This is a genomic window from Cellulomonas sp. (genome assembly GCF_017744555.1).
Taxonomy (GTDB): Bacteria; Actinomycetota; Actinomycetes; order Actinomycetales; family Cellulomonadaceae; genus Cellulomonas.
Map to the genome: position 1 here is coordinate 21,989 of NZ_JAGIBD010000004.1, position 26,201 is coordinate 48,189.

A 26,201-nucleotide genomic window follows, 5' to 3' on the forward strand; every position below is an offset into this window, starting at 1 on the left:
CGGACCTGCGCCACGTCGTAGTGTTGTCATCAACAGATCCGGCGACGACGCGGTCACGAACCGCAGGCGGAAGTGGGCGATCCCAGCGTGACCCAGAAGGCGGAGCCTGACTCGACGCGTGCCGATTTCGGCGCGAACGAATGGCTTGTGGACGAGCTGTACCAGCAGTACCTCCAGGACCGGAACGCGGTCGACCCGGCGTGGTGGGACTTCTTCGAGGGCTACAAGCCCGACGAGGTCACCGCGGACGGCTCCCCCGCCTCGGCCGCCACGAACGGGAGCGCCCCGGCTCCGGCCGCCGCCCCGCCGCCCGCCCCGGCCCCGGCCCCGGCCGCCGTGCCCGCCGCGACGACCGCGCAGCAGACGACGTTCGTCGAGCCGCCGGCCATCACGTCGCCGATCGCCACCGCGCAGCCGGCCACCGCGCCGTACGCCGAGGTCGCCCAGCGCCCGGCGCGCGCCGACGAGCCGGAGGCCGAGGACGACGTTCAGAAGCTGCGCGGCCCCGCCGCGCGTGTCGTCACCAACATGGAGGCGTCGCTCGAGGTCCCGACGGCGACGTCGGTCCGCGCGATCCCGGCCAAGCTCATGGTCGACAACCGCATCGTGGTGAACAACCACCTGTCGCGCGGTCGCGGCGGCAAGATCTCCTTCACGCACCTCATCGGCTTCGCGCTCGTCGAGGCCCTCGCCGAGATGCCCGCGATGAACGCGTCATACACGCTCGTCGACGGCAAGCCGGGCGTGAACCAGCCCGCGCACGTCAACCTCGGCATCGCGATCGACCTGGCGAAGCCGGACGGCACCCGGCAGCTGCTCGTGCCGTCGATCAAGAAGGCGGACACGCTCGACTTCGCGCAGTTCTGGAACGCGTACGAGGACGTCGTGCGCCGGGCGCGCGGCAACAAGCTCGGCGTCGACGACTTCGCGGGCACCACGATCTCGCTGACCAACCCCGGCACCATCGGGACGGTCCACTCGGTCCCGCGCCTCATGCAGGGCCAGGGCACGATCATCGGCGTCGGCGCGATGGACTACCCGGCCGAGTTCGCGGGCACGTCCGAGGACCGCCTCAACCAGATGGGCGTCTCGAAGGTCCTCACGCTCACGAGCACCTACGACCACCGCATCATCCAGGGCGCCCAGTCGGGCGACTTCCTGCGGATCCTGTCGGTCAAGCTGCTCGGCGAGGACGGCTTCTACGACCGGGTGTTCGCCGCGCTGCGCGTCCCGTACGAGCCCGTGCGGTGGGTGCGCGACTCGTCGACCGACCCTGACGCCGAGGCCATCAAGCCGGCACGCATCGGCGAGCTCATCCACTCGTACCGCTCGCGTGGCCACCTCATGGCGGACACCGACCCGCTCGCCTACCGCCAGCGCAAGCACCCCGACCTCGACATCCAGAACCACGGCCTGACGCTGTGGGACCTGGACCGGACGTTCCCGACGGGCGGGTTCACGGGCAAGCCCCGCGCCAAGCTCCGCGACGTGCTGGGCCTGCTGCGCGACTCGTACTGCCGCACGATCGGCATCGAGTACATGCACCTGCAGGACCCGCGTCAGCGCCGCTGGCTCCAGGAGCGCCTCGAGTCGGGCTACGCCCGCACGCCGCGCGAGGACCAGCTGCGCATCCTGCGCCGCCTCAACGCGGCCGAGGCGTTCGAGACGTTCCTGCAGACCAAGTACGTCGGCCAGAAGCGGTTCTCGCTCGAGGGCGGCGAGTCCGTCATCGCGATCCTCGACGCGATCCTGTCGAAGGCCGCGGACGCGGGCCTCGACGAGGTCGGCATCGGCATGGCCCACCGCGGGCGCCTCAACGTGCTCGCGAACATCGCCGGCAAGTCGTACGCGCAGATCTTCAGCGAGTTCGAGGGCAACCAGGACCCGAAGTCCGTGCAGGGCTCGGGCGACGTGAAGTACCACCTCGGCACCGAGGGCACGTTCACGTCCGAGTCGGGCGCGACCACGTCGGTGTACCTCGCGGCGAACCCGTCGCACCTCGAGGCGGTCGACCCGGTGCTCGAGGGTGTCGTGCGCGCCAAGCAGGACCGCATCGACCTCGGCGGCGACGGCTTCTCGGTGCTGCCGATCCTCATCCACGGCGACGCGGCCTTCGCGGGCCAGGGCGTCGTGTTCGAGACGCTCAACCTGGCGCAGCTGCGCGGGTACCGCACCGGCGGCACCGTGCACGTCATCATCAACAACCAGGTCGGCTTCACGACGGGCCCGTCGTCGTCGCGCTCGTCGCAGTACGCGACCGACGTGGTCAAGGGCCTGCAGGTCCCCGTCTTCCACGTGAACGGCGACGACCCCGAGGCGTGCGTCCGGGTCGCGGAGCTCGCGTTCGAGTACCGCGAGCAGTTCGACCGCGACGTCGTCATCGACATGCTGTGCTACCGCCGCCGCGGCCACAACGAGGGCGACGACCCGTCGATGACGCAGCCGCTCATGTACAACCTCATCGAGGCCAAGCGCTCGGTGCGCAAGCTCTACACCGAGACGCTCGTCGCGCGCGGCGACATCACGATCACCGAGGCCGAGCAGGCGCTGCAGGACTACCAGCAGCAGCTCGAGCGGGTCTTCACCGAGACGCGCGAGGACGGCTGGACGCCGCCCCCGGCCGAGGCGGAGGCCGTCGCGGGCCTGGAGCGCCCGGAGTCCCAGCTCGAGGACGCCGGCGTGATGGTCGGCTGGAAGACCGCGGTCGACGCGTCGACGCTCGAGCGGATCGGCCGCGCGCACGTCCGGCCGCCCGAGGGCTTCACGGTCCACCCGAAGCTGCAGCAGATGCTCACCAAGCGCGAGCAGATGTCGCGCGAGGGCGGCATCGACTGGGGCTACGGCGAGGTGCTCGCGTTCGGCTCGCTGCTCCTCGAGGGCACGCCGGTGCGGCTCGCGGGGCAGGACTCGCGCCGGGGCACGTTCGTGCAGCGGCACGCCGTCATGCACGACCGCGAGACGGGCGCCGAGTGGACGCCGCTGCTGTACCTGTCGGCGGACCAGGCGAAGTTCTGGGTCTACGACTCGTCGCTGTCGGAGTACGCGTGCCTCGGCTTCGAGTACGGCTACTCCGTCGAGCGGCCCGACGCGCTCGTGCTGTGGGAGGCGCAGTTCGGCGACTTCGTCAACGGCGCCCAGACGGTCATCGACGAGTTCATCTCGTCGGCCGAGCAGAAGTGGGGCCAGCGCTCGTCGGTCGTCATGCTGCTGCCGCACGGGTACGAGGGCCAGGGGCCCGACCACTCGTCGGCCCGCATCGAGCGGTTCCTGCAGATGGCTGCCGAGGAGAACATGGTCATCGCGCAGCCGTCGACGCCCGCGTCGCACTTCCACCTGCTGCGCCGCCAGGCCTACAACCGCCCGCGCAAGCCGCTCGTGGTGTTCACGCCGAAGTCGATGCTGCGCCTCAAGGCCGGCGCGTCGGCGGTCGAGGACTTCACGACGGGCACGTTCCGTCCGGTCATCGGCGACGACCTCGCGGCCGCGAAGGCCGGTCAGGTCACGCGCGTGCTGCTGTGCTCGGGCAAGGTCTACTGGGACCTGCTCGCGGAGCGCGTGCGCTCGGGCGACGAGCACACGGCGATCGTCCGGCTCGAGCAGCTGTACCCGCTCGACGAGGACGGCCTGCGTCACGCGCTCGCTCCGTTCGACGGCGCCGAGCTCGTGTGGGTGCAGGACGAGCCCCGCAACCAGGGCCCGTGGACGTTCCTGTCGATGCACCTCCCCCAGGTGCTCGGCCGGACGCTCCGGGTCGTGTCGCGGCCCGAGTCCGCGTCGCCGGCGGCCGGGTCGGCGAAGAAGCACCAGGCCCAGCAGGCCGAGCTCGTCGCGCAGGCCTTCGCCCGCTGACAGCAGCTGGACCGAGGCCCGCGACCCGTGCAGGGTCGCGGGCCTCGCTCGTTCAGCCGACCGGGGCTCCCACCGGCGCGAACGTGCGCCGGTACGCCTGCGGGCTCGTGCCGAGCGTGCGTGCGAAGTGGTGACGCAGCACGGCGGCGGTCCCGAAGCCGCAGAGCCGGGCGACCTCCTCGATCCCGGCGTCGGTCTGCTCGAGCAGCTCCTGCGCGCGCACGAGCCGCTGCCGCGTGATCCAGGCGGCCGGGGTGGTCCCGGTCTCGGCACGGAACCGGCGGGCGAACGTCCGCTCGGAGACGAGCGCGCGGGCGGCGAGGTCCGGGACGGACAGGTCCTCGTCGAGGTGCTCGACCATCCAGCCGAGCAGGGGCGCGAGCGTGTCCGCGTCGCACGGCAGCGGCGTGTCGACGTACTGGGCCTGGCCGCCGTCGCGGTGCGGCGGCACCACCATGCGACGGGCCACGGCGGACGCGGCGGCGGCGCCGAGCTCACGGCGCACGAGGTGCAGGCAGGCGTCGATGCCGGCGGCGGTGCCCGCGCTCGTGATGATGCGGTCGTCCTCGACGTACAGGACGGCGGGGTCGACCACGGCGGCCGGGAACCGGCGCTGCATCTCGTCGGTGTACATCCAGTGCGTCGTGCACCGGCGGCCGTCGAGCAGGCCGGCCTGGCCGAGCGCGAACGACCCCGAGCAGATGCTCAGCACCCACGCGCCGCGGGCGTGCGCGGCACGCAGCACGTCGAGGACGGCCTCCGGCACGGGTCCGGTGTCGCCGTACGCGGGCATCGCGACGAGGTCGACGCCCTCGGTGGCCTCGAGGCCGTGCTCGACGACCAGCGAGAACCCCGTCTTGGTGCTGACGACGCCCGGCTCGACGCCGCACACCGTGAAGTCGAACGACGGGCCACCGGTGTCGGAGCGGTCGATGCCGAACACCTCGCACAGGACCCCGAGCTCGAACGGCGCGGTGTTCGGCAGGGCGATGGCGGTCACGGAGCGGAGCATGCCGTCAGTATCCGGCGGCTTTGGCAGAAGATCAACGGTCGTCGTCAGTTCTGCCACTCGTGGCAGATTCTCCTCAGGAGAAGACTTTCTGCCATGACGACGTTCTGGATCGTTCTCGGCCTTGTCCTCGCGGCCTGGTGGGTCGCCCGTCTCGTCGTCGCCGTCCGCCGTGACGGCCTCGGCCAGCGCGGTGGCCCGCGCTCACGCAACGACTGGTCGGACCTCGCGACCGACCTGCCGAGCCACCCGTACCGCATCCCCTGACGTCCCGCCCGGTTCGTCCCGTCCCGCGCACCTGCGGGACCTCGAAAGCGTGACAGGCCCGGAGATGAACCGACTCCTCGCGCCCCGCACTGCGACACTTGTCCGCGAGCCCCACCGGGCTCGCGCAGGCGCGGACGGCGAGGAGTGGTGCACGTGGGTGAGCTGCCGCTGCGGCTCGCGGTGGTCGGCGACGAGCTGGCTGCCGGCGTCGGCGACCCGAAGGGTCTGGGCTGGGTGGGTCGGGTGTCGGCCCGCACCCCGACACCCGACCCCCTGACGGTGCTCACGCTCGCCGTCCCCGGCGAGACCAGCACCGAGCTCGGCGCCCGCTGGGAGGACGAGGTGGCGCGCCGCCTGTCCCCCGAGGCGGACAACCGGCTCGTCGTGGCGCTCGGCCGCGCCGACGTGGCCGCAGGGCTGTCGCTCGCGCGCAGCCGCCTCAACCTCGCGAACATCCTCGACGTCGCCGAGCAGCGACGGATCCCCGCGTTCGTCGTCGGGCCGCCCCCGGGGAGCACGGCCGACGCGGACAAGCTGGCCGACCTGTCCGCCGCTTTCGCCGACGTCGCGAACCGCCGCCGTGTGCCGTTCGTCGACACGTACAGCCCGCTCGCGGCGCACGACCAGTGGCTCGGCGACCTGGCCGCCGGCAACGGCGTGCTGCCCGGTCAGGCCGGGTACGGGCTCATGGCCTGGCTCGTGTTGCACACCGGCTGGCACTCCTGGCTCGGGCTGCCCGAGGACGGCGCCTGACCGCTCCCACCGGGCGGCGGGAGCGGCTCGGTCGGCCCCGGCGGCGGCGGCGTCGACCGCCGGACGGGCGAGCCCGGAGGGCCGCCCGTCAGGAGCAGTCGACGCCACCGCCAGAGCAGCATCGCCACCCTCAGCGCAGGGTCGCGCGGACCGCCGTGAGGGCGGTGTCGAGGACCGTGCGCAGGGTGTCGACCGTGAGCTGCTCGACGGCACCGCGCGCGTCGGCCCGCCGCAGGTCGGCCCGGATCTCGTCGCGGAACCGCTGGATCATCGCCTCGGCGTCCGCGGTCCGGACGTGCGACGCGAGCCGCGGGTCGTCGGCCGGCGTCGCCGCGTGCGGGACCGCGGAGGCGCGGGCCTGCTGGGCGGCGGCGGCGAGGTCGGCGCGCAGGCCGCGCATCGATCCGCGCACGTCGGCCCGCACCTCCTCGGCCCGTTCACGGACCGTCTCGGCGATGCCCTCCTCGAGGTGGGCGAGGTCGTCGCTGCGCGCGGCGAGCTCGGCCCGGCCGGCGTCGGTGAGGAAGTAGGTGCTCTTGCGGTCCTCGTCGACCCGCCGGACGAGGCCTTCCTCCTCCAGCCGGGCGAGCCGGGGGTACACCGTGCCCGGACTGGGCCGGTAGGTCCCGCCGAAGCGGTCCGAGAGGGCCGTGATGAGCTCGTAGCCGTGCTTCGGCCCGGACTCGAGCAGCGACAGCAGGTACAGCCGCAGCTGACCGTGCGCGAACACCGGCGCCATCATCAGCCGACTCCCGTCCCCGCGCCGCGCAGCACGGTCACGTGACCGGACACGGTGCTCGCCTGCACGAAGCACTCCCCGTCGCCGGTGCGCAGGTCCACCTTGCGCTGCCCCGGCGCGGAGCCCTTGTAGTCCTCGCCGTCGATGACGATGCGGCCGGACACGGACTGCGCCTTGACCTGCACGCCGTGCCCCTGCGGGAGGCGGACGGTGACGTCGCCGGAGACCGTCGACGCGGTGACGGACGACGTGCCGGCCGTGACGTCGAGCGTGAGCGCGCCCGAGACCGTGTTCGCCTGCACCAGGCTGAGCCGGCCGGACGCGGCGAGCTCGCCGGACACCGAGTTGAGGCGCAGGTCGCCGGCGTGGTCGCGGACGACGACCTCGCCGGACACCGTCTTGGCGGCGAGCCGTCCCCGCGTGCCGTCGACCACGAGCGAGCCGGTCACGGTCGAGACCGACGAGTCCTCCGCGATGCCCGCGAGGAGGCCCTCGGCGCTCACCGTGCCCAGCTTGGCGGCGACGTGCCGGGGGACGGCGATGTGCACGTCGGCGCGGTCCTTGTCGCGGAAGTTGAGGAACCTCTCGACGAAGCCTTCCCACCCGCCCAGGGTGAAGGAGTACCCCACCCTCAGCTCACCGTTCTGGAGGCCGATCTCGAGCGGCCGGCCGTCGACGCCGTGCACCTCGATCCGCACGCCGTCCTCGTCGTGCGCGACCACGTCGACGCGACCGCCGACGAGCTGCACCCTCAGGGAGTCGATCTGCTCGACCTCGATGATCTGCGGGCCGGCGACGACCCAGGTCTCGGTTGCCATCTCACGCTCCTGTTCGCGATATATCTCGTCCGCAAGACACGTTATATCGTGTCGGCGGCCCCGCGCAAGACTCGCGACATGTCGCGTTTCCGGGAACGCGAGAGCGGGCCGCCCCCGCGCCGGGGACGGCCCGCTCTCGGCAGATCACATCGCCAGGCCGGCCTGGCGCAGCTCGACGGTGAGGTCGTGCGGGTTCGACGAGGCGCTCATGGCCTCCTCGTACGTGATGACGTCGTCGCGGACCAGCCGGAACAGGTGCTGGTCGAACGTCTGCATCTTGTAGAAGTCGCCCTCGCGGATGAGGTCGAGCAGCGGCGGGGCCTCCTGCGGGTCGAGGATCGCCTCGGCCGTGCGGCCCGTGTTCACCATGACCTCGACCGCCGGCTGTCGCCCGTTGCCGTCCGCCTTGCGCACGAGCCGCTGCGAGATGATCCCGCGCAACGCCTGCGACAAGGCCACGCGCACCTGCTTCTGCTCGTGCGGCGGGAAGAAGTCGATGATGCGGTTGATCGTCTCGGGCGCGTCGATCGTGTGGAGCGTCGACAGCACCAGGTGGCCCGTCTCCGCGGCCGACAGCGCAGCCCGGACCGTCTCGACGTCACGCATCTCGCCGACGAGGATCACGTCGGGGTCCTGGCGCATCGCGGCGCGCAGCGCGACCGTGAAGTCGGCCGTGTCCTGCCGCACCTCGCGCTGCGACACGATCGCCTTCTTGTCCTGGTGCAGGATCTCGATCGGGTCCTCGATCGTGACGATGTTGACCTCGCGGTACGTGTTGATGAGGTCGACCATCGACGCGAGCGTCGTCGTCTTGCCGGAGCCCGTCGGGCCCGTCACCAGCACGAGGCCGCGCGGCTCGAGCGCGAGCTCGCCGACCACCTCGGGCATGCCCAGGTCGCCCAGCGACTCGGCACCGACGGCGACCCGCCGGAACACGAGCCCGTACGTGCCACGCGCCTGGTAGGCGTTGACGCGGAACCGGCCGACACCCGACAGCGAGTACGCGAAGTCCGCCTCGCGCGACTCGCGGAACGCCTCGACCAGGTCGTCGGGCAGGACCTCCTCGAGCATCCGCTCGGTGTCCGCCGGCTTGAGGTCCGGGACCTGCAGCTTGCGCAGGCGGCCGTCGACGCGCACCCGCGGGGCCGACCCCACCTTGCAGTGCAGGTCGGAGCCACCCGTGCTCGCGAGGGCGTGCAGGAACGGGATCACGGACTGCGTCGCAGGCTTCGTCACGTCAGTGGACATCGGACGATCGGGCCGCGGACTTGAGGGCTCCTCTGATGTGGGACCATGGGACGAGTCCGGCGTGCAGCACGGGCGCCAGAACCCGAGGAGACATCGATGAGCAAGCGCGGCCGCAAGCGTCGTTCCCGCAAGGGCAACTCCGCGAACCACGGCAACCGTCCGAACGCCTGAGTCGTCCGGCGGTCACCCGCAGAGCATGGAGCCCGGTGCCTCGAGCACCGGAGCGCACGAAGGCCCGGTGCCTCCGCACCGGGCCTTCGGCATGTCTGGCGTCGGACGGCGTCAGTCCGTGGCCGTCACCCGCATGACCGTGAGCTGCTCGTGGATCCGCACCCGCAGCGCCTCGGGCGCGACCTCCTGGCAGCCACGCTTCACGAGGTGCTTCACGACGACGTCCACGTCGTACTCCTCGAGGCAGCCCCGGCACTCGGCGAGGTGCGTGCGCACCGTCTGGGCGTCGAGCTCGGGGAGCTCGGAGTCGAGGTACTCCCACAGGCGGTCCAGCGCGTCGGTGCAGTTGTTCCCGCAGCCGCCGGCGTGCGCGGCCGGCTCCTCCCACTCGCTCATCGAGCACCCTCCGGTGCGGTCGGCGCCGAGGCGACCAGGCCACGACCACGCGCGTAGTCCGTGAGCATCTCGCGCAGCTGCGCGCGGCCACGGTGAAGCCGGGACATCACCGTCCCGATCGGCGTGCCCATGATCTCGGCGATCTCCTTGTAGGCGAAGCCCTCCACGTCGGCCAGGTACACAGCGATCCGGAACTCCTCGGGGATCCGCTGCAGGGCGTCCTTGACGTCGGAGTCGGGCAGGTGGTCGAGCGCCTCCGCCTCGGCGGACCGCAGCCCGCTCGACGTGTGCGACTCGGCCCGCGCGAGCTGCCAGTCCTCGATCTCCTCGGACCGGGACTGCTGCGGCTCCCGCTGCTTCTTGCGGTACGAGTTGATGTACGTGTTGGTGAGGATCCGGTAGAGCCAGGCCTTGAGGTTCGTCCCGGGCCGGTACTGGTGGAACGCGGCGAACGCCTTCGCGAACGTCTCCTGGACCAGGTCCTCGGCGTCCGCGGGGTTGCGCGTCATGCGCAGGGCAGCGCCGTACAGCTGGTCCAGGTAGACCAGCGCCTCGGCCTCGAACCGCTCGGTGCGCGCCGCGTCGTCCTCGGACTCGGGGGCGCGGTTGATGTCCTCGCTCATCGCACGCGAGCCTAGTCCGTCTTTCTGAGGGTCACCTGAGGGGGGCGTCCACGGGCCGAACAGCGAGTCGATCGTGGGGAGCCTCGGGTCGGTCCGCGGCTCGGGCCGGGTCTCGGGTCGCGTCAGGGCGGCGCAGCTCATGGGGAGCACAACCACGACCGGACGACGACCATTCCCGCGACGGTGCGGCGGCCCCACCACGGCACTAGCGTGACCCGCAGGGCGTGCACCGCGCGCCGGACGACAGGCGCGCCCCGCGCGCCGGACGAGGAGAAGCCCGTGCTGCTGCGTCGAGTCGCCCGCTCGCTGTTCGCCTCCTGGTTCGTCTCGGAGGGCCTGGGCGTCGTCCGGCACCCCGCACCCCACGCCGCCGACGCCGCCGCCGCGCTGTCCGCGTGGCGCGCCCGCCTGCCGGAGGCGGCGATCGACGTCGTCCCGGGCGGTCTGCTGCGTCGGGAGCTCACCGACCGCCAGCTCACGACCGCCGTCCAGCTCCACGGTGCCGCCCTCGCCGGCGCCGGCCTGCTGCTCGCGCTCGGCAAGGCGCCACGCACGGCGGCCTTGCTGCTCGCTGCGCTCACGGCGCCGCTCGTCGTCGTCAACCTGCCCGACAAGCGCGCCGACGCGGGCGACCGCGTGCTGCGGCAGCAACGCCGTGACCGGCTGGTCCGGGCGCTGTCGTTCGCCGCGGGCGCCGTGATCGTCGCCGCGGACCGGGAGGGCCGTCCGGGGATCACCTGGCGGGTGCAGCACGCGCTCGAGGAGCGGGCCGCATCCGGCGACGACTGACCGGCCGACCGGCGTGGACGCCCCCGAGGCGCTCGAAGGCAGGGCACTAACCTGGGCGCCATGACGCTCCTCGACGCCGCGACGCCGCCGGCCGCCGCCCTGTGGCCGGCCCCGCAGGCCCACGGGCCGCTCGACGCCCTCGTCGACGTGCCGGGGTCGAAGTCGCTCACCAACCGCTATCTCGTACTGGCGGCGCTGGCCGACGGTCCCGGACGGCTGCGCGGGGCGCTGCGGTCGCGCGACACGCGGCTCATGGCGGAGGCGCTGGGCGCGCTCGGGGTGCGCGTCGAGGACGACGGCGCCGACTGGGTCGTCACACCCGGGACGCTCTCGGGCAGCACGACCATCCACTGCGGGCTCGCGGGCACCGTCATGCGGTTCCTGCCCGCCGTCGCGGCGCTCGCCGACGGTCCGGTGCGGTTCGACGGCGACGCCACCGCGCTCGTGCGGCCGATGGGTCCGGTGCTCGCGGCGCTGCGCCAGCTCGGCGTGCGGGTCGACGAGCACGGCGAGCCCGGTCACCTGCCGTTCACGGTGCACGGTCGCGGCGGCCTGCTCGGCGGCCAGGTCGACGTGGACGCGTCGGGGTCCAGCCAGTTCGTCTCGGGGCTGCTGCTCGCCGCCGCGCGGTTCACGCACGGGCTCACGATCCGGCACACCGGCCGGACGCTGCCGAGCCTCCCCCACATCGAGATGACCGTGGCGGTGCTCCGCGCCGCCGGGGTCGAGGTCGACGACTCGCGCCCGGCCATCTGGCACGTCTCCCCCGGCCGGATCGCGGCGGGCGACGTCCGCGTCGAGCCCGACCTGTCGAACGCGGCGCCGTTCCTGTGCGCCGCGCTGGTCGCGGGCGGCACCGTGCGGGTCGCGGGCTGGCCGACGTCCACGACCCAGCCGGGCGGACTGGTGCCCGGCATCCTCGAGAAGATGGGCGGCACGGCGAGCCTCGACGGCGACGTGCTGAGCGTCAGCGGCACCGGCGACGTCCGCGGCGTCGACCTCGACCTGCACGCCGCCGGTGAGCTCGCGCCGACCATCGCCGCGCTCGCCGCGCTGGCCGGCTCCCCCACGCGGCTGCGCGGCATCGCGCACCTGCGCGGGCACGAGACCGACCGGCTCGCGGCGCTCGCGAACGAGATCACGCGCGTGGGAGGGCAGGCCGAGCAGACGGCGGACGGTCTCGTCATCACGCCGCGACCGCTTGCTGCGGGCACCTGGAAGACGTACGAGGACCACCGGATGGCCACCGCGGGCGCGCTCGTCGGGCTGCGCGTGCCCGGGATCGAGGTCGAGGACGTCGCGACGACCAGCAAGACGCTGCCCGACTTCGTCGGGATGTGGACCGGCATGCTCGCCGGGACGGCTCCCGCCTGATGCCGACGCGGCGCTACGACGAACGGGACGTCCGCATCCGTCCCGGACGCGGGACGCGACCGCGCACCAAGCAGCGACCCGAGCACGCCGACGCCGAGACGGCACTGGTCACGGGCGTCGACCGCGGCCGGTACGCGGTGCTGGTGGACCCCGACGGCCCGGACGAGCGCCGCGCGACCGCGATGAAGGCCCGCGAGCTCGGCCGCGAGCGCGTCGTGCCCGGCGACCGCGTCGACCTCGTGGGCGACACGTCGGGCGACGAGGGGTCGCTGTCGCGGATCGTCCGCATCGGCGAGCGGCGGACGGTGCTGCGCCGGACCGCGGACGACACCGACCCCGTCGAACGCGTCATCGTGGCGAACGCCGACCAGCTCGTCATCGTGACGGCGCTCGCCGACCCCGAGCCGCGGACGCGGATGATCGACCGGTGCGTCGCCGCCGCGTACGACGCGGGGATGGACGCGCTGCTGGCGCTCACGAAGGCCGACCTGGCCGACCCCGCGGACCTCGTCGGGATGTACGCCCCGATCGGCGTGCGGGTCGTCGTCACCCGGACCGAGGGGCCGAAGGAGTCGCGCACGATCCACGGGCTGCAGGACGTGCGCGCGGCGCTCGACGGCCGCACGTCGGTGCTCGTCGGCCACTCGGGCGTGGGCAAGTCCACGCTGGTGAACGCGCTGGTCCCCGACGCGTACCGGGCCGTCGGCGTGGTCAACGACGTGACAGGCCGCGGCCGGCACACGTCCACGTCGGCCGTGGCCCTGCGCGTGCCGGGCACCGCCGGGCCGACGTGGGTCATCGACACGCCGGGCGTACGCTCGTTCGGCCTCGCGCACGTCGACCCGCAGCACCTGCTGGGCGCGTTCGCCGACCTCGCGGAGGTCGCCGAGGAGTGCCCGCGCGGCTGCACGCACACCGATGACTCGCCCGACTGCGCGCTCGACGACTGGGTCGCGGACTCCCCCGACGACGTCACGCGCGCCGCCCGGTCGGCCCGCGTCGAGTCGTTCCGCCGGCTGCTCGCGAGCCGGCTCGGCACGGCCGACGACCCGCGCGAGCCGTCGCGTCCATGAGCGGCGTGACCTGCGTTCCCGCGGGGCCCCAGCCGCTACGGTGAGCGGCATGAACCTGCGCCCCGGGTACGACGACGACCTGCGCCTCGCGCACGTGATGGCCGACCAGGTGGACGGCCTGACGATGTCCCGGTTCAAGGCCCAGGACCTGCGCGTCGAGACCAAGCCGGACCTCACGCCCGTCTCGGACGCGGACAAGGCCGCCGAGGAGCTCATCCGCGGGCAGCTGTCGCGCGCCCGCCCGCGCGACGCCGTGCAGGGCGAAGAGATGCCCGACACCGGTCACGGCCCGCGCCGCTGGGTCGTCGACCCGATCGACGGCACCAAGAACTTCGTTCGGGGCGTGCCGGTGTGGGCCACGCTCATCGCGCTGCTCGACGGCGACGAGGTCGTCGTCGGCGTCGTCAGCGCCCCTGCGCTCGGTCGACGCTGGTGGGCCGCGCAGGGGTCGGGCGCGTGGACGGGCAAGTCGCTCGCGGCGGCGTCGCGTCTGCACGTGTCCGCCGTCGACCGGCTGTCGGACGCGTCGCTCTCGTACTCGAGCCTGTCCGGCTGGTCGCAGCACGGGCGGTTCGACGAGTTCCTCGCCCTCGAGCGGTCGGTGTGGCGGTCCCGGGCGTACGGGGACTTCTGGTCGCACGTGCTCGTCGCCGAGGGGGCGGTCGACGTGTCCGCCGAGCCCGAGCTCGCGCTGCACGACATGGCGGCGCTCGTGCCGATCGTGACCGAGGCCGGCGGGCGGTTCACGTCGGTCCGAGGCGTGCCGGGGCCTTTCGGCGGCTCGGCTCTGGTGTCGAACGGGCTGCTGCACGAGGCGGCGCTCGAGCTGCTGGACCCGATGCCGGGCGACTGACCCGACAAGTCGCGCCGCGCGCGTCGGCTGGCACGATCGACGGCATGACCGAGGCGCACCGCGAGGACCGGGCCGCATCGTTCGAACGCGGCGCCGGCGAATACCACGCCGCGCGGCCCGGTTACCCGACCGAGGTCGTCCGGTGGATCGTGCCGGACGACGCGCACGACGTGCTCGACCTCGCGGCCGGCACCGGCAAGCTCACCGCCGAGCTCGTCGCGCTGGGCCTGCACGTCGTGGCCGTCGAGCCGTCGCAGGCCATGCGCGCCGAGCTCGTCCGCAGCCTTCCCGGCGCAGACGCCCGGACGGGTACCGCGGAGGCGACCGGCCTGCCCGACGGCTCGGTGGACGCGGTGACCGTCGCGCAGGCGTGGCACTGGTTCGACCCACCGACGGCGTCGGCGGAGATCGCGCGCGTGCTGCGGCCGCACGGCCAGGTGGCGGTCCTGTGGAACATCCGGGACGACGAGATCGACTGGGTGGGCCGGTGGACCGAGATCGTGCACCGGGGCGACACGCTCACCACGCGCTACGAGGAGCCCGCCCTCGGCGAGGCGTTCACGGCACCCGAGCACGCGACGTTCCGGTGGGTGGCACCCATGCGACCGGCCGACCTGCGCACCCTCGCCGCGAGCCGCAGCCACCTGCTCCTGCTGCCGGACGACGAGCGCGAGGCGCTGCTCGACGCGATCGACGAGCTCGCCGCGACCCACCCCGACCTGCGGGGCCGGGACCAGGTCGACCTGCCGTACCGCACCGAGTGCTGGCGGGCCCGGCTGGTCTGACCCGGACCCGGCCGGTGGACCGGCGGAGTCAGAGCCCCAGCGCAGCCGGCAGCTCGTCGAGGGCGTGCAGCACCGTGACGTGGGCCGCCGCGATCTGCTCGTCCGTGATCGGGTGCCGCCGGGTGCCGGGCCGGTCCAGCCACACGCCGAGCAGCCCGGCGGCCCGGGCGGCCTGTGCGTCGACGTCCAGCTCGTCTCCGACGTACGCGGTCCGCGCCGGGTCGGTGCCGAGCCGGCGGCACGCCTCCGCGAAGACGTCGGGGTGGGGCTTGCCGTAGCCGAGGGTGTCGACGCCGACGAGCATCGGCACGCGCCCGACGAGCCCGACGCGCTCGAGCTTCGAGGTCTGGTACGCGACCGACGCGTTCGACAACGCCCCGACGGCGACGCCCGCCTCGAGCAGCCTGTCGACGACCGCGACCACGTCCTCGTGCGCCCGCCAGGCCGACGAGAAGCCCTCCTCGAACACGGCGTTCCAGCGCGCGTAGCCGTCGCCGTCCAGCGCCGGGCCGCCGAACTGCGCGTGCAGCTCGTTGGCCCGCGCCATCCGTTGCTCGGTGTACCCGACCTCGCCGCGCGTGTACGCCGCGTAGTGACCGTTGACGTCGGCGCGCCACACGGCGACCAGCTCGGCGTCGCGCTCCGCGGGCAACGCCGGCAGGAAACGTCGGGCGACGACGCCCAGGGCCGACGCGAACGCGCCGCGCGTGTCGACGAGCGTGTCGTCGATGTCGAACAGGACACCGTCGACGAGCGGCTCGCGCGTCACAGGGTCGCGCGCAGCGCCGCGAGACGCGCCAGCGTCGAGGCCTTGCCGAGGATCTCCATGGACTCGAACAGCGGCGGCGAGACCCGGCGGCCGCTCAGGGCGACGCGGAGCGGGGTGAACGCGAACCGCGGCTTGAGTCCGAGCCCGTCGACGAGCGCGGCCTGCAGCGCCTCCTGCGTCGCGGCCGTCGTGAAGCCGTCGTCCGGGAGCGCCGACAGCGCGGCCGTCGCGGCGTCGAGCGCGGAGGCGGAGTCGTCGCGCAGCGCGCCGCGAGCGTCGTCCTCGATCACGAGCGCGTCGTCCGCGACGAACAGGAAGCCGAGCATCGGGACGGCCTCGCCGAGGAGCGTGATGCGCTCCTGGATGAGTGGGGCGCCCGCGTCGAGGAGCGCCCGGTGCGACGCCTCGAGGTCCGCGTACGAGTCGGTCGGCACGAGGCCGCCGCGGTGCAGGTACGGGACGAGCCGGTCGCGGAAGTCGTCGGGCTCGAGCAGGCGTACGTGCGCCGAGTTGATCGCCTCGGCCTTCTTGAGGTCGAAGCGCGCCGGGTTCGGGTTGACGTCGGCGATGTCGAACGCCGCGACCATCTCCGGCAGCGTGAACACGTCGTGGTCGGGCGAGATGCCCCAGCCCAGCAGCGCGAGGTAGTTGAGCAGGCCCTCGGGGGTGAAGCCGCGGTCGCGGTGCAGGAACAGGTTCGATTCGGGGTCGCGCTTCGACAGCTTCCTGTTGCCCTCCCCCATGACGTACGGCATGTGGCCGAACTGCGGGACGACGCTCGCGACGCCGAGGTCGAGCAGTGCGCGGTACAGCGCGATCTGCCGCGGCGTCGACGACAGCAGGTCCTCGCCGCGCAGCACGTGCGTGATGCCCATGAACGCGTCGTCCACCGGGTTGACCAGCGTGTACAGCGGGTGCCCGTTCGCCCGGACGATCACGTAGTCCGGCACCGAGCCGGCCTTGAACGTGATGTCCCCGCGGACCAGGTCCGTGAACGTGAGGTCGTCGTCCGGCATCCGCAGGCGCAGCACCGGCTCACGGCCCTCGGCGCGGAACGCCGCGACCTGCTCGTCCGTGAGGTCACGGTCGAAGCCGTCGTACCCGAGCTTCGGGTCGCGACCGGCGGCACGGTGACGCGCCTCGATCTCCTCGGGCGTCGAGTACGACTCGTACGCGTACCCCCCCTCGACGAGCCGGCGCGCCACGTCCGCGTACAGGTCGTAGCGCTGCGACTGCCGGTACGGCTCGTGCGGGCCGCCGACCTCGACACCCTCGTCCCAGTCCAGGCCGAGCCAGCGCAGCGCGTCGAGCAGCTGCAGGTAGCTCTCCTCCGAGTCGCGCGCCGCGTCGGTGTCCTCGATGCGGAACACGAACGTGCCGCCCGTGTGGCGGGCGTACGCCCAGTTGAACAGCGCCGTGCGGATGAGGCCGACGTGCGGCGTCCCGGTGGGCGACGGGCAGAAGCGGACGCGCACGGCGGAGCCGGCAGGAGCGGGGGTGGTCACGGGACCAGGGTAGTTGCGTCGACGCAGGACCCCGTCGACGTATCACCGGAGGCCCGAGGGTGTCCTTCTCCACACGGGCGCACAGGCGCCCCGCTCGACGACGAGAGGCCTTGCACCATGTCCAGCCACCCGGGCACGACCCGCGCGACGGCGCACGTGACGCCGTGGCTCCGCGAGGTCCTCCTGCCCTCCGACCTCGCTGCCCTGCCCGCGCCGGCCGTGCCGGACGACGACGCGATCGACCCGTGGGACCCGCCGGACCTCCGGCTGCTCCGCGCGTCGGTTCCCGTGCTCGCGACGAGCCGGGCCTGACTGCTAGCTGCGGCGCAGCACCGGGTTCCGCAGGATCCCGATCGACTCGACCTCGACCTCCACGACGTCGCGGTCCACGATCGGGCTGACCCCGGCAGGCGTGCCGGTGAGGATGACGTCGCCCGGGAGCAGCGTGAACACCTCGGACACGTACGACACCAGGTAGGCGGTGTCGAACACCATCTGCGACGTCCGGCCGTCCTGCTTCGTCTCGCCGTTGACGCGCGCGCTCACCGCGAGGTCGTCCACGTCGAGCCCGGGCACGATCCACGGGCCGATGGGGCACGAGCCGTCGAACCCCTTGGCGCGGGTCCACTGCAGGTCGGCGCGCTGGATGTCGCGCGCGGTGACGTCGTTGGCGACGGTGAAGCCGAACACGTGGTCGAGCGCGCGCTCGGGACTGACGTCCTTCGTGACCTTGCCGATGACGACGGCGAGCTCGGCCTCGTGCTCGACGTGCTCGGTCCAGTCCGGCAGCACGATCGGGTCGTCCGGCCCGATCACCGAGGTGTTGGGCTTGAGGAACAGCAGCGGCGCCGTCGGGAGCTCGTTGCCCATCTCCTTGGCGTGGTCGGCGTAGTTGCGGCCGACGCCGACGATCTTCGAGCGCGGGATCACCGGCGCGAGCAGCCGCACGGCGTCGTCGTCGAGCGGGATGCTCTCGCCCGTCGGCTGCACCGGCGTGTAGAGCGGGTCGCCCGTGATGACGACGAGCTCCTCGCTGCCGGGCTCACCCTCGACGAGGGCGTAGCGGGGGTCTCCTCCGGTGGTGAATCTCGCGATGCGCACGCTCGAAGCCTAGGGCGTCCGTCGGGGCATCCACATCGGCGAGTCCGGGCCCTCGGCCAGGTCAGACCAGAACGGCACGTGCACCGACCGTCCGCGCGGCGGCCACCGGTCCGGTCCGCCGCCCGGCGCGAGCTCCGCCTCGACGAACGCGAGCAGGTCGTCGGCGAGCACGACGACGTCGCCTCGCCACACGGACAGCACCGGCGCGTGGACGCCCGTCGGCGACGCAGGCAGGTATCGCACGCCGTGCACGGGCACGAGTCGCGGCACGTCGGCGAGCCGTCGCCGGGCCACGGCCTCGCGCTCGTCGGCGGCGCGCGGCCTGGCTCCCCACCCGGGAAGCCAGAACCCGTGCTCGTGGACGTCCCGCACGACACCGTCGACGGGCATCCGGAGCAGCGGCTCGAGGCCGTCCCAGGCACGCCAGCGCGGCCAGCCCGGGCCGACGGGGACGCCGAGCCGCAGGAACGCACGGTGCACGGCGGCGAAGCGGAAACCGCCGTGCCGTTCGACGCGCGCGACCTCCGCAGCGGTCAGACCCGCGTCGACGTCCTGCGCCGCGCTGACGTGCAGGTAGGCGTGGCGCGCGAGCTCGGCGGCGGTGACCACGTCGGCAGTGTGGCACCCGCGGCGCGCCGTCGAGCGCTAGACGCGGAACGCCGCGATCGTGCCCACCATCTCCTGCGAGAGCGCGACGACGCCGTCCATGCTCGCGTCGACCTCGGAGAGGGCCTGCGCGCTCGTCGAGGCGCTCGTGGCGACGGACGTGATGCTCGCCGCGATGTCCCCGGCCCGGCCGGCCGCGTCGACGGCACCGCGCGACATCTCGTTGGTCGTCGCGGTCTGCTCCTCGACGGCCGACGCGATGGTCAGCTGGTAGTCGTTGATCCGCTCGATGATCTGGGAGATCTCGGCGATCGCGGCGACCGCGGCCGTCGTGTCCTCCTGGATGGCCTCGACGCGCTGCGCGATGTCCTCGGTGGCGCGGGCGGTCTCGGACGCGAGCTCCTTGACCTCGCCGGCGACGACCGCGAAGCCCTTGCCGGCCTCACCCGCGCGGGCCGCCTCGATGGTCGCGTTGAGCGCGAGCAGGTTCGTCTGCTCCGCGATCGACGTGATGACCTTGACGACGTTGCCGATCTCCTGCGACGACAGACCGAGCTTCGCGACCTGGTCGTTCGTCGCGACGGCCACCTCTGTGGCGTGCGCGGCGACCTTGGCGGCCTCGGAGGCGTTCTGCGCGATCTCCCGGATCGACGCGCCCATCTGCTCGGCGCCCGCGGCCACGGTCCGCACGGTGCGGGACACCTCCTGGGCGGACGCGGCGACGGCCTCGGCCGCCTCCGACGTCTCACCGGCCGCGAGAGCACCGGCACGCGACGCGTCCCGCACGGTGTCGGCGGTGCCCGTGGTCTGCGAGGCGGTGCGGGTGACCGTCTCGACGAGCTGCGACATCGACCCGATCGCCTCGTCGAGCGCGGCGCCCGCACGCGAGATCTCACCGCCGCCGTCGAGGCCCGTGCGCTGCGACAGGTCGCCGCGCGCGACCGCGAGGGCGACGTCGCGGATCCGGCCGGCGGGCCGGCTCACGTCGCGCGTGACCTTGCCGGCCGCGAACACCGCGAACCCGATCGCGACGACGGCGAGCGCGAGCATCGCGCCGAGCTGCTGCCGCTGCACGGTCTCGGCCTCCGCCACGAGGGCCGCAGCGCCCGCGCCGCCGCTCTCGGCGAGACGCCCGATGCGGGTCGTGTACGCGTGCTGGGCGAAGGCCGTCCAGGCCCCGAGCCCGATCGCCGCGCAGGTCAGGGCGGTGAGCACGCCGAACACCGCGTACATCCGCTTGCCGATGGACAGTCCGCGCCAACCACGCATGAGGTGCTTCCGATCAGGTGCGAGGAGGCGCGACGGGATGCACCTCGTTGCGAGTCCCATCGGCAGCACCCGGCCGGTGATGACCGCTCGGCGACGGTGATACGTCACACCACCGCGCGGGCACCCGGTCAGACGCGGGCGAGCACCTCGCCGTGCAGCACCGCGAACCAGCCGTCGGGCTGCTCGCCCCACTCGCGCCACGCGTCGGCGAGGAGCTCGAGCCCGACCTCGTCGGCCAGACCGTGGTCGATGGCCTGCGCGGCGAAGTTGGACGCCACCGAGCGGTCCGCCCACAGCCCGGCCCACCACGTGCGGTCCTCGGGGGTCGCGTAGCACCACACGCCTGCGCTCGGCACGATCCCGGACGGGTCGAAGCCCGCCTCGCGCACCCACGAGAGCAGCTTCCGGCCGGCGTTGGCCTCGGCGCGGTTGGCCTGCGTGACCTCGTGGTACAGCGCGAGCCACTCGTCGAGCCCGGGCGACGGCGGGTACCACGTCATGCCGGAGTAGTCGGCGTCGCGGACGGCGACGAGGCCGCCGGGCCGGGTCACGCGGCGCATCTCGCGCAGGGCCGTGATCGGGTCGGTGAGGTGCTGGAGCACCTGGTGGGCGTGCACCACGTCGAACGTGTCGTCCTCGAACGGCAGCGCGTACGCGTCGGCGACCTCGAACGTCACGTTGGACGAGCCGGCCTCCTTCGCGGCCTCGCGCGCGATCTCGACGACCGCCTCGGACGTGTCGACGCCGATGGCCTCACCGGGCTCGAGCCGCGCGGCCAGGTCGATCGTCACGGAGCCCGGACCGCAGCCCACGTCGAGCAGCCGTGTGCCGGGAACCAGGGCGGGCAGGAGGTATCCGGCGGAGTTCTCGGCGGTGCGCCACCGGTGGGAGCGCAGCACGGACTCGTGGTGCCCGTGCGTGTAGACATCGGGGTTCGCCGGCGTGTTCACAACGAACTGTAACCATTTCAAACGGTTCGATTTCAACGGACGGAACGGATTGTTTCGATACGTGAGATCTCGCCTAGCCGGCGAGCGCGGCCACCGAGAGGCCGACGGCGAGCAACGGCACGAGGCCCTGGGTCACGGCCGCACGCGCCATCCGACGGTCCGTCGCGACCAGCACGCCGGCAGCCGCGAGCATCGACCCGCAGGCGAGCAGCACGAGCGCGAGCCCCACCTGCTCCTCCCCGGTCGCCGCCAGCACCACGCCGACCGTGGCACCGACGGCCAGGAACAGGTTGTAGAACCCCTGGTTCAGCGCCCACGGCCGGACGGCAGCCACGTCCTCGGGCCTGGTCCCGAACCGGGCGTGCACGTCGGGGCGCGTGAACAGCACCGCCTCGAGCACGAAGATCACGACGTGGAGGGCCGCGGCGAGGGCGGCCAGGACGAGGGCGGCGGCGAGCACGCGGCCAGTCTCCCGGCAGCGGACCTCGCGGGCAACGACCGCCCGCGGGGCCGACCTACCCTGGTGGCATGACCTCGACGGCCCTGGGCACGCGCGCGCTCGACGCCCGCGCCTGGGTGCCCCTCGCCGCCGCGCACGCCGAGCGGGCCGACCGTCTCACCGCCGACCATCGGGCGCGCCGCGCGGCCGGCCGGAAGCACGCCGTCGAGGACTTCCTCTTCGAGTACTACCCGACCAAGCCCGCGGCCCTGCGGCGCTGGCACCCCGGCGCGAGCGTCACGCTTCTGCCGGACGGCGACGGACCCGCGCCGCAGGGTGCGTGGCGCTGGTACCGCACGGACGACGACGGTGCCGTGACGCTCGACGTCGCGACGTTCCTCGCCGACCGCGGCGACACCGTCCGGTTCGTCGTCGCTCTGCTGTCCGCGACCGCGTCGCGCCCGGCGTTCACCGGCTGCTTCGGGCTGCACGAGTGGGCGATGGTGTACCGGCAGGACGAGCACCGCCACCCCTTGCCGCTGCGGCTCGGCGACGCCGGGACTGACCACGTCGTCGAGACCCACCGCATCCGCTGCTCGCACTTCGACGCGTTCCGCTTCTTCACACCCGCGGCGACCCCGCTCAACGCGCTGCAGCCGACCCGCGAGCAACAGGTCGCGCTCGAGCAGCCCGGGTGCCTGCACGCCGCGATGGACGTCTACAAGTGGGCGACCAAGCTCGGCCCGGCCGTGCCGGGCGACGTGCTGCTCGACGCCTTCGAGCTCGCGCGGGAGATCCGCACGCTCGACATGCAGGCGAGCCCGTACGACGTCTCGTCGTACGGGCTCGAGCCCGTCGCGATCGAGACGCCCCAGGGCAAGGCCGAGTACGTGCGCCGGCAGAGGGACTTCGCGGACCGGTCCGACGTGCTGCGGACCAGGCTGCTCGACGCCTGCGCCGCGGTGGGGATCACACACTGACAGCTGGCCCGACGGCGGGCCGGTGGTGGCCGACCGGTCATGACGCCCGCGGATAGCATCCGGGCATGCGCCGCATCGTGGGGGTCGATGTCGCCCGGGGTCTCGCCGTCCTCGGCATGATGACGGCGCACGTGGGGCCCGACGACCACGTCCCCTTCCCACCCGGAGGGTTCGCGCAGCTCGCCGACGGCCGGCCCGCGTCCCTCTTCGTCGTGCTGGCCGGGGTGTCCCTCGCCCTGCTGTCCGGCGGGCGCGACGTCGCGACCGGCACCCGGCTCGTCCAGGCCCGCGTGCGCGTCCTCGTCCGGGCGCTGCTGCTGCTCGGTCTCGGCGAGCTGCTGGTCCTCCTGGGGACCCCGGTCGCCGTGATCCTTCCCACCTACGGCCTCATGTTCACGTTCGGGTGCATCGCGCTGCGCTGGTCCCGGCCGGCGCTGCTCCTCGGCGCCGCGACGTTCGCGCTCCTCGGCCCGCCGCTCGTCCAGGCGCTGGCCGCACTCCTGCTGCGTGGCCCGCTCAACCAGGTGGTCGACCTCGCCGTCGGGCACTACTACCCCGCGCTCGTGTGGACGGCGTACCTGCTGGTCGGCATGGCCGTCGGTCGCAGCGACCTGCGCTCCCCGCACCTGCGGGCGGCGGGCGCGCTCGCGGGGATCAGCCTCGTGGTGCTCGGCCACGGCGGGTCGTGGGTCGCCCGCGCGGTGCTCGGCTGGCCCGAGCGCCTGGCGACGTCCGCACCGCACTCGTCGACGACGTTCGAGGTCGTCGGCAACACCGGTGTCGCACTGCTCGTCCTCGCCGGTGCGCTGGCCGCCGGGGACCGGTGGCCGCGCGCGCTCGCACCGCTCGCCGCCGTCGGGTCCCTCGCCCTGACCGCGTACACCGTGCACGTCCTGGCGATCGCCGTCCTCGGCGACGTCGTCGTCCGGCAGCCGACCGTCGCCGGCTGGCTCGCGTTCCTCGGCACGACCGTCGCGCTGTGCTGGCTCTGGGCGTCGACCGTGGGGCGCGGGCCGTTCGAGTGGCTGCTGCACCGCGTCTCGACCGCCGCGGCCGACGTCGGGGCCCGGGACGAGCAGAAGGAGGAGCCGACGCGGGTCGGGTGACGACGGCTACCCGGTGACGTCGAGCGTGCAGAGGACGTCGCCGAGCAGCAGCGTGGTGCCCGCCGCCACGACGTACGGCTGACCCGCGGCGAGCTGCAGCGGCACCTCGCCCTGCGTGTACGTGCCGTTGCCCGAGTGGTGGTCCGTCACGAGGATGCGGCCCTGGTCGTCGAGGTCGACCAGCAGGTGGGTGCGGGACAGCATCCGCCGGGGGCTCTCGACCGACACCGCCTGACGGCCCCCGACCGCGTCGGGCTTGCGGCCGATCACGGCCGCGCGGCCGACGACGATCGGCGTCTGGGGCGGGAAGGTGAGACGCAGCGCGGGCGCTGTCGGGGTCGTCGGCGCGGGCGCGGTCGGCCGGTGCTCGCCGCGCCTGCCGAGCGGGTCCACGACGGACGAGCGCGCCGCGTCGGACGGTGCCGACGGGTGCTCCGCCGGCGGCGGCCCCTGCGGCTCGGCACCGGACGGAGCAGGTTCAGCCGCGGCGACCTCGACCGCGAGGGGCTCGTCGACCCCGCACGCCGAGCACACCGCGGCGGTGACGGGCTGCAGGTGGCGGCACGCCCGACAGCGCGACTCGGCGACGACCACGTCCCCGGGCGGGTCGACGGTCCCGTCGTCGTTGAGCGGCTGCACGACCCCGTTGGGCCGGACGGCGAGCGCCCACTCCACGCCGTCCTCGGAGACGAGGAGCTGCACGGGTCGGCCCATCGTCACCGCGACCGCGACGCAGCGTGCGATCACGCCCGCCCGAAGCGCGTCGACGGACTCCGCCGCACACTCGCGCTCGGTGCCGTTGACCGACAGCCGACCCGTCGCGTCGCGGTTCACGACGGCCACGATGCGCGGCCAGCGGGGCACTGTCTCGGTCGTCACGTCACGCTCCTCTCGTCGTCGGCTCAGCTGCCCAGCGTGATGCCCGCGGCCGACATGAACGGCTGGGGGTCCACGCTCTTGCCGTGCAGCTGGACCTCGAAGTGCAGGTGGCAGCCCGTCGAGTGCCCGCTGCTGCCGACGCGGGCGATCTGCTGCCCGGCGGCCACCTCGTCACCGACGCGGACCAGGATGCCCGACGAGTACATGTGCAGGTAGCGGGTCGCGACGTCGGCCCCGTGGTCGACGACGATCGCGCCCGTGCCGTCCGAGAAGAACCCCGCGAAGGTCACCTTGCCCGCGTGCGCGGCCCAGATCGGACCGTCGCAGCCGCCCGCCTGCAGGTCGACGCCCGCGTGCAGGCGCGTGTACGCACCGCTCACGGGGTCGAGCCGCATGCCGAAACCTGAGTTGATGGGGCCGGCACCCGGCGACGCCCAGCCGTGGTCGTTGACCGCGCCGGGCACCAGGTCCCCGCACGCCCCCGTCCCGGCTCCCGACCCGAGGCCGGTGTCCACGCCGCTGAGCGACTCGACGACGTCGACCGCGGGCTGCCAGAACTTCGTGTAGTGGTACGGGTCCGCGTTGCGCTGCGTGCGGTGCGCGACGATCGTCGGCTCGAGCGACTCCCGGTTCGGGATCTTCATCATCGCCTTGAAGAAGTTCGTCGAGCTGATGTACGGGTCCATCCGGTCCTCGTAGCTGCCCCACGCGCCGTTCGCCCGCTGCTGGAACAGCCCGCGCGAGTCCGGGCCGGCGGTGTCGCCGTAGTCGATGACGCGCAGGCTCGACTCCCCCATCGCCGTCATGACGCCGATGGTCTGGTCCCGCACGTCCAGGCCGAGGTCCTTGCCCGCCTTGAGCACGTACGCCGCGTTGACGAGCTGCTCACCGCTGTACCCGGAGACCGAGCCGGCCGGCACGGACGACGGGTCGATCGTCACGCCCGCGCCGCCCGGGCCGCACCCCGCGTCCGCGCTGCTGCCGACGAGCATGATGCTCAGCACCACGACCAGCAGCAGCAACGGAGCCGCAGCGACCAGCACGATCGGCCACGACGGACGGCCCTGCACCGGGTCAGCCCTGCCCGTCGGGCGGCGCCAGGCGCTCGACGAGCCAGGGCGCGGCACCGTCGAGCCGGGACAGGACGACGGTGTACGTCCCGGCGTCCGTCGGCACCTCCACGTAGCCCAGGTACGCGCTCGAGTCGTCGACGAGCGTGCCGGGGCCGGTGACCGCGCTGGCCGGCACGTTCGCGGGGTCCGTGTACGAGTAGTCGAGCTGCGCCGCGCTGCTCAGCAGCGGTTCGAGCTCGTCCCACCACTGGTCGGCAGCCATACCCGGTCGGGCGAACGCCGTCATCGCCTTCTCCGCCGTCCGGGTGACCGCCTCCCGGGACTGCGCGTCCCACTCGGGCACCACATGGTCGCCGACGACCTCGCCCGTGTCCTCGTTGACGACGCCGTCCGGCGCGGCGGTGAACTCCCCGTCGGGGATCACCGCGGCAGAGGCGGACGAGGTCGCGGAGGCGGTCGGCGTGGCCGTGTCGGGGGCTCCGGAGCCGGAGCCGCACGCGGCTGTGACCAGCGCAAGGACCGCACCGGCTCCGATCAGCAGGGCGCTGCGGGTCGCCCGCACGACGACGCTGCGAGGGCCGCTCGAGCGCCCGGACGGCGGCTCGTCGACCGCGTCTCTCGCGGACGTCAGGTCGTTCGTCGCTCGTCGTCCAGTGGGCACGGCAGGCCACGGTAGTGCACCAATCGGGCGGTTCACGTGGCTTGTTCCGGTTTGTTGCCTTGTCCACCGGGTGCCCGCTATGTTGCGTGCCGCCCGAATCGAACACCCTGGGGGAG

General features: G+C 73.3%; 27 protein-coding genes. 11 read left to right on the forward strand and 16 right to left on the reverse strand.

All coding sequences use genetic code 11. From position 1 onward, the window contains the following. The first annotated feature begins 87 nt into the window (after positions 1 to 87). Positions 88 to 3,849: a multifunctional oxoglutarate decarboxylase/oxoglutarate dehydrogenase thiamine pyrophosphate-binding subunit/dihydrolipoyllysine-residue succinyltransferase subunit gene (locus tag J7523_RS04320; protein ID WP_291882684.1), complete on the forward strand. Its 3,762-nt coding sequence runs from the start codon at positions 88 to 90 to the stop codon at positions 3,847 to 3,849. 52 nt (positions 3,850 to 3,901) lie between these two features. On the opposite strand, the gene J7523_RS04325 is transcribed toward J7523_RS04320, so the two are convergent. Further along, positions 3,902 to 4,861, reverse strand: a complete 960-nt coding sequence (locus J7523_RS04325; RefSeq protein ID WP_291882686.1) for a helix-turn-helix domain-containing protein — start codon at positions 4,859 to 4,861, stop codon at positions 3,902 to 3,904. Positions 4,862 to 4,954: 93 nt separating this feature from the next. Here J7523_RS04325 and J7523_RS04330 point away from each other — a divergent pair, with 93 nt between their 5' ends. Both J7523_RS04330 and J7523_RS04335 read left to right on the forward strand, forming a co-directional pair. Beyond that, positions 4,955 to 5,125: a hypothetical protein gene (locus tag J7523_RS04330; RefSeq protein WP_291882688.1), complete on the forward strand. Its 171-nt coding sequence runs from the start codon at positions 4,955 to 4,957 to the stop codon at positions 5,123 to 5,125. A 153-nt stretch (positions 5,126 to 5,278) separates the two neighbouring features. Further along, entirely contained in the window at positions 5,279 to 5,878 is a 600-nt protein-coding gene (locus tag J7523_RS04335) for a GDSL-type esterase/lipase family protein (RefSeq protein WP_291882689.1), read from the forward strand. Between the two features lie 130 nt (positions 5,879 to 6,008). Here the strand turns inward: J7523_RS04335 and J7523_RS04340 are convergent, their stop codons facing one another. The 5 genes from J7523_RS04340 to J7523_RS04360 form a co-directional block, all read right to left on the reverse strand. Continuing rightward, entirely contained in the window at positions 6,009 to 6,617 is a 609-nt protein-coding gene (locus J7523_RS04340; RefSeq protein WP_291882949.1) for a PadR family transcriptional regulator, read from the reverse strand. 2 nt (positions 6,618 to 6,619) lie between these two features. Further along, positions 6,620 to 7,435, reverse strand: a complete 816-nt coding sequence (locus tag J7523_RS04345; RefSeq protein WP_291882691.1) for a DUF4097 family beta strand repeat-containing protein — start codon at positions 7,433 to 7,435, stop codon at positions 6,620 to 6,622. A gap of 144 nt (positions 7,436 to 7,579) precedes the next feature. After that, entirely contained in the window at positions 7,580 to 8,683 is a 1,104-nt protein-coding gene (locus J7523_RS04350; protein ID WP_291882693.1) for a type IV pilus twitching motility protein PilT, read from the reverse strand. A 282-nt stretch (positions 8,684 to 8,965) separates the two neighbouring features. Beyond that, positions 8,966 to 9,250, reverse strand: a complete 285-nt coding sequence (rsrA, locus tag J7523_RS04355) for a mycothiol system anti-sigma-R factor (RefSeq protein ID WP_291882695.1) — start codon at positions 9,248 to 9,250, stop codon at positions 8,966 to 8,968. Beyond that, the gene (locus tag J7523_RS04360) at positions 9,247 to 10,014 is read right to left on the reverse strand and encodes a sigma-70 family RNA polymerase sigma factor (protein WP_291882698.1); all 768 of its coding nucleotides are present in this window, start codon (positions 10,012 to 10,014) and stop codon (positions 9,247 to 9,249) included. The genes rsrA and J7523_RS04360 overlap by 4 nt, the downstream gene beginning before the upstream one ends. A gap of 138 nt (positions 10,015 to 10,152) precedes the next feature. Here J7523_RS04360 and J7523_RS04365 point away from each other — a divergent pair, with 138 nt between their 5' ends. From J7523_RS04365 to J7523_RS04385, 5 genes are read left to right on the forward strand one after another with little or no spacing between them, the layout of a single operon-like run. Beyond that, complete coding sequence (locus J7523_RS04365; RefSeq protein ID WP_291882700.1) at positions 10,153 to 10,662, forward strand: DoxX family protein; 510 nt, start codon at positions 10,153 to 10,155, stop codon at positions 10,660 to 10,662. Positions 10,663 to 10,722: 60 nt separating this feature from the next. Further along, entirely contained in the window at positions 10,723 to 12,036 is a 1,314-nt protein-coding gene (aroA, locus tag J7523_RS04370; protein WP_291882702.1) for a 3-phosphoshikimate 1-carboxyvinyltransferase, read from the forward strand. Further along, positions 12,036 to 13,109 carry a ribosome small subunit-dependent GTPase A gene (gene rsgA, locus J7523_RS04375; RefSeq protein WP_291882704.1) on the forward strand — a complete coding sequence of 358 codons (1,074 nt, stop codon included), beginning with the start codon at positions 12,036 to 12,038 and terminating at the stop codon, positions 13,107 to 13,109. The genes aroA and rsgA overlap by 1 nt, the downstream gene beginning before the upstream one ends. A gap of 49 nt (positions 13,110 to 13,158) precedes the next feature. Then, entirely contained in the window at positions 13,159 to 13,962 is an 804-nt protein-coding gene (gene hisN / locus J7523_RS04380; RefSeq protein ID WP_291882706.1) for a histidinol-phosphatase, read from the forward strand. A gap of 44 nt (positions 13,963 to 14,006) precedes the next feature. Then, the gene (locus tag J7523_RS04385) at positions 14,007 to 14,747 is read left to right on the forward strand and encodes a class I SAM-dependent methyltransferase (protein ID WP_291882709.1); all 741 of its coding nucleotides are present in this window, start codon (positions 14,007 to 14,009) and stop codon (positions 14,745 to 14,747) included. Positions 14,748 to 14,775: 28 nt separating this feature from the next. Here J7523_RS04385 and J7523_RS04390 read toward each other — a convergent pair whose 3' ends face one another. After that, on the reverse strand, positions 14,776 to 15,516 hold the full coding sequence (locus J7523_RS04390) for an HAD family hydrolase (protein ID WP_291882712.1): 741 nt from the start codon (positions 15,514 to 15,516) through the stop codon (positions 14,776 to 14,778). Next, on the reverse strand, positions 15,513 to 17,021 hold the full coding sequence (gltX, locus tag J7523_RS04395) for a glutamate--tRNA ligase (RefSeq protein WP_291882714.1): 1,509 nt from the start codon (positions 17,019 to 17,021) through the stop codon (positions 15,513 to 15,515). The genes J7523_RS04390 and gltX overlap by 4 nt, the downstream gene beginning before the upstream one ends. 117 nt (positions 17,022 to 17,138) lie before the next feature. On the opposite strand from gltX, the gene J7523_RS04400 reads away from it, so the two are divergent. Continuing rightward, complete coding sequence (locus J7523_RS04400) at positions 17,139 to 17,333, forward strand: hypothetical protein (protein ID WP_291882717.1); 195 nt, start codon at positions 17,139 to 17,141, stop codon at positions 17,331 to 17,333. 3 nt (positions 17,334 to 17,336) lie between these two features. Here J7523_RS04400 and J7523_RS04405 read toward each other — a convergent pair whose 3' ends face one another. The 5 genes from J7523_RS04405 to J7523_RS04425 all read right to left on the reverse strand — a co-directional run bounded on the left by J7523_RS04405 (position 17,337) and on the right by J7523_RS04425 (position 21,407). Further along, on the reverse strand, positions 17,337 to 18,122 hold the full coding sequence (locus J7523_RS04405) for a fumarylacetoacetate hydrolase family protein (RefSeq protein WP_291882720.1): 786 nt from the start codon (positions 18,120 to 18,122) through the stop codon (positions 17,337 to 17,339). Between the two features lie 9 nt (positions 18,123 to 18,131). Beyond that, on the reverse strand, positions 18,132 to 18,731 hold the full coding sequence (locus tag J7523_RS04410; protein ID WP_291882723.1) for a hypothetical protein: 600 nt from the start codon (positions 18,729 to 18,731) through the stop codon (positions 18,132 to 18,134). Positions 18,732 to 18,767: 36 nt separating this feature from the next. Next, a complete protein-coding gene (locus J7523_RS04415; protein WP_363266473.1) occupies positions 18,768 to 19,997 on the reverse strand; it encodes a methyl-accepting chemotaxis protein in 1,230 nt (409 codons plus the stop codon). A 128-nt stretch (positions 19,998 to 20,125) separates the two neighbouring features. Beyond that, positions 20,126 to 20,947: a methyltransferase domain-containing protein gene (locus tag J7523_RS04420; protein ID WP_291882725.1), complete on the reverse strand. Its 822-nt coding sequence runs from the start codon at positions 20,945 to 20,947 to the stop codon at positions 20,126 to 20,128. A 73-nt stretch (positions 20,948 to 21,020) separates the two neighbouring features. After that, the gene (locus J7523_RS04425; protein ID WP_291882727.1) at positions 21,021 to 21,407 is read right to left on the reverse strand and encodes a DUF1304 domain-containing protein; all 387 of its coding nucleotides are present in this window, start codon (positions 21,405 to 21,407) and stop codon (positions 21,021 to 21,023) included. A 68-nt stretch (positions 21,408 to 21,475) separates the two neighbouring features. On the opposite strand from J7523_RS04425, the gene J7523_RS04430 reads away from it, so the two are divergent. Both J7523_RS04430 and J7523_RS04435 read left to right on the forward strand, forming a co-directional pair. After that, on the forward strand, positions 21,476 to 22,366 hold the full coding sequence (locus J7523_RS04430; protein WP_291882730.1) for a 3-methyladenine DNA glycosylase: 891 nt from the start codon (positions 21,476 to 21,478) through the stop codon (positions 22,364 to 22,366). A gap of 65 nt (positions 22,367 to 22,431) precedes the next feature. Further along, positions 22,432 to 23,472 (forward strand): heparan-alpha-glucosaminide N-acetyltransferase domain-containing protein, encoded by a 1,041-nt coding sequence (locus J7523_RS04435; RefSeq protein WP_291882733.1) that lies wholly within the window; start codon positions 22,432 to 22,434, stop codon positions 23,470 to 23,472. Positions 23,473 to 23,478: 6 nt separating this feature from the next. On the opposite strand, the gene J7523_RS04440 is transcribed toward J7523_RS04435, so the two are convergent. From J7523_RS04440 to J7523_RS04450, 3 genes are read right to left on the reverse strand one after another with little or no spacing between them, the layout of a single operon-like run. After that, a complete protein-coding gene (locus tag J7523_RS04440) occupies positions 23,479 to 24,351 on the reverse strand; it encodes an FHA domain-containing protein (protein WP_291882737.1) in 873 nt (290 codons plus the stop codon). A 23-nt stretch (positions 24,352 to 24,374) separates the two neighbouring features. Next, the gene (locus J7523_RS04445) at positions 24,375 to 25,421 is read right to left on the reverse strand and encodes a M23 family metallopeptidase (RefSeq protein ID WP_291882740.1); all 1,047 of its coding nucleotides are present in this window, start codon (positions 25,419 to 25,421) and stop codon (positions 24,375 to 24,377) included. A gap of 4 nt (positions 25,422 to 25,425) precedes the next feature. Then, on the reverse strand, positions 25,426 to 26,085 hold the full coding sequence (locus J7523_RS04450; RefSeq protein ID WP_291882743.1) for a hypothetical protein: 660 nt from the start codon (positions 26,083 to 26,085) through the stop codon (positions 25,426 to 25,428). Between the last annotated feature and the right edge of the window lie 116 nt (positions 26,086 to 26,201).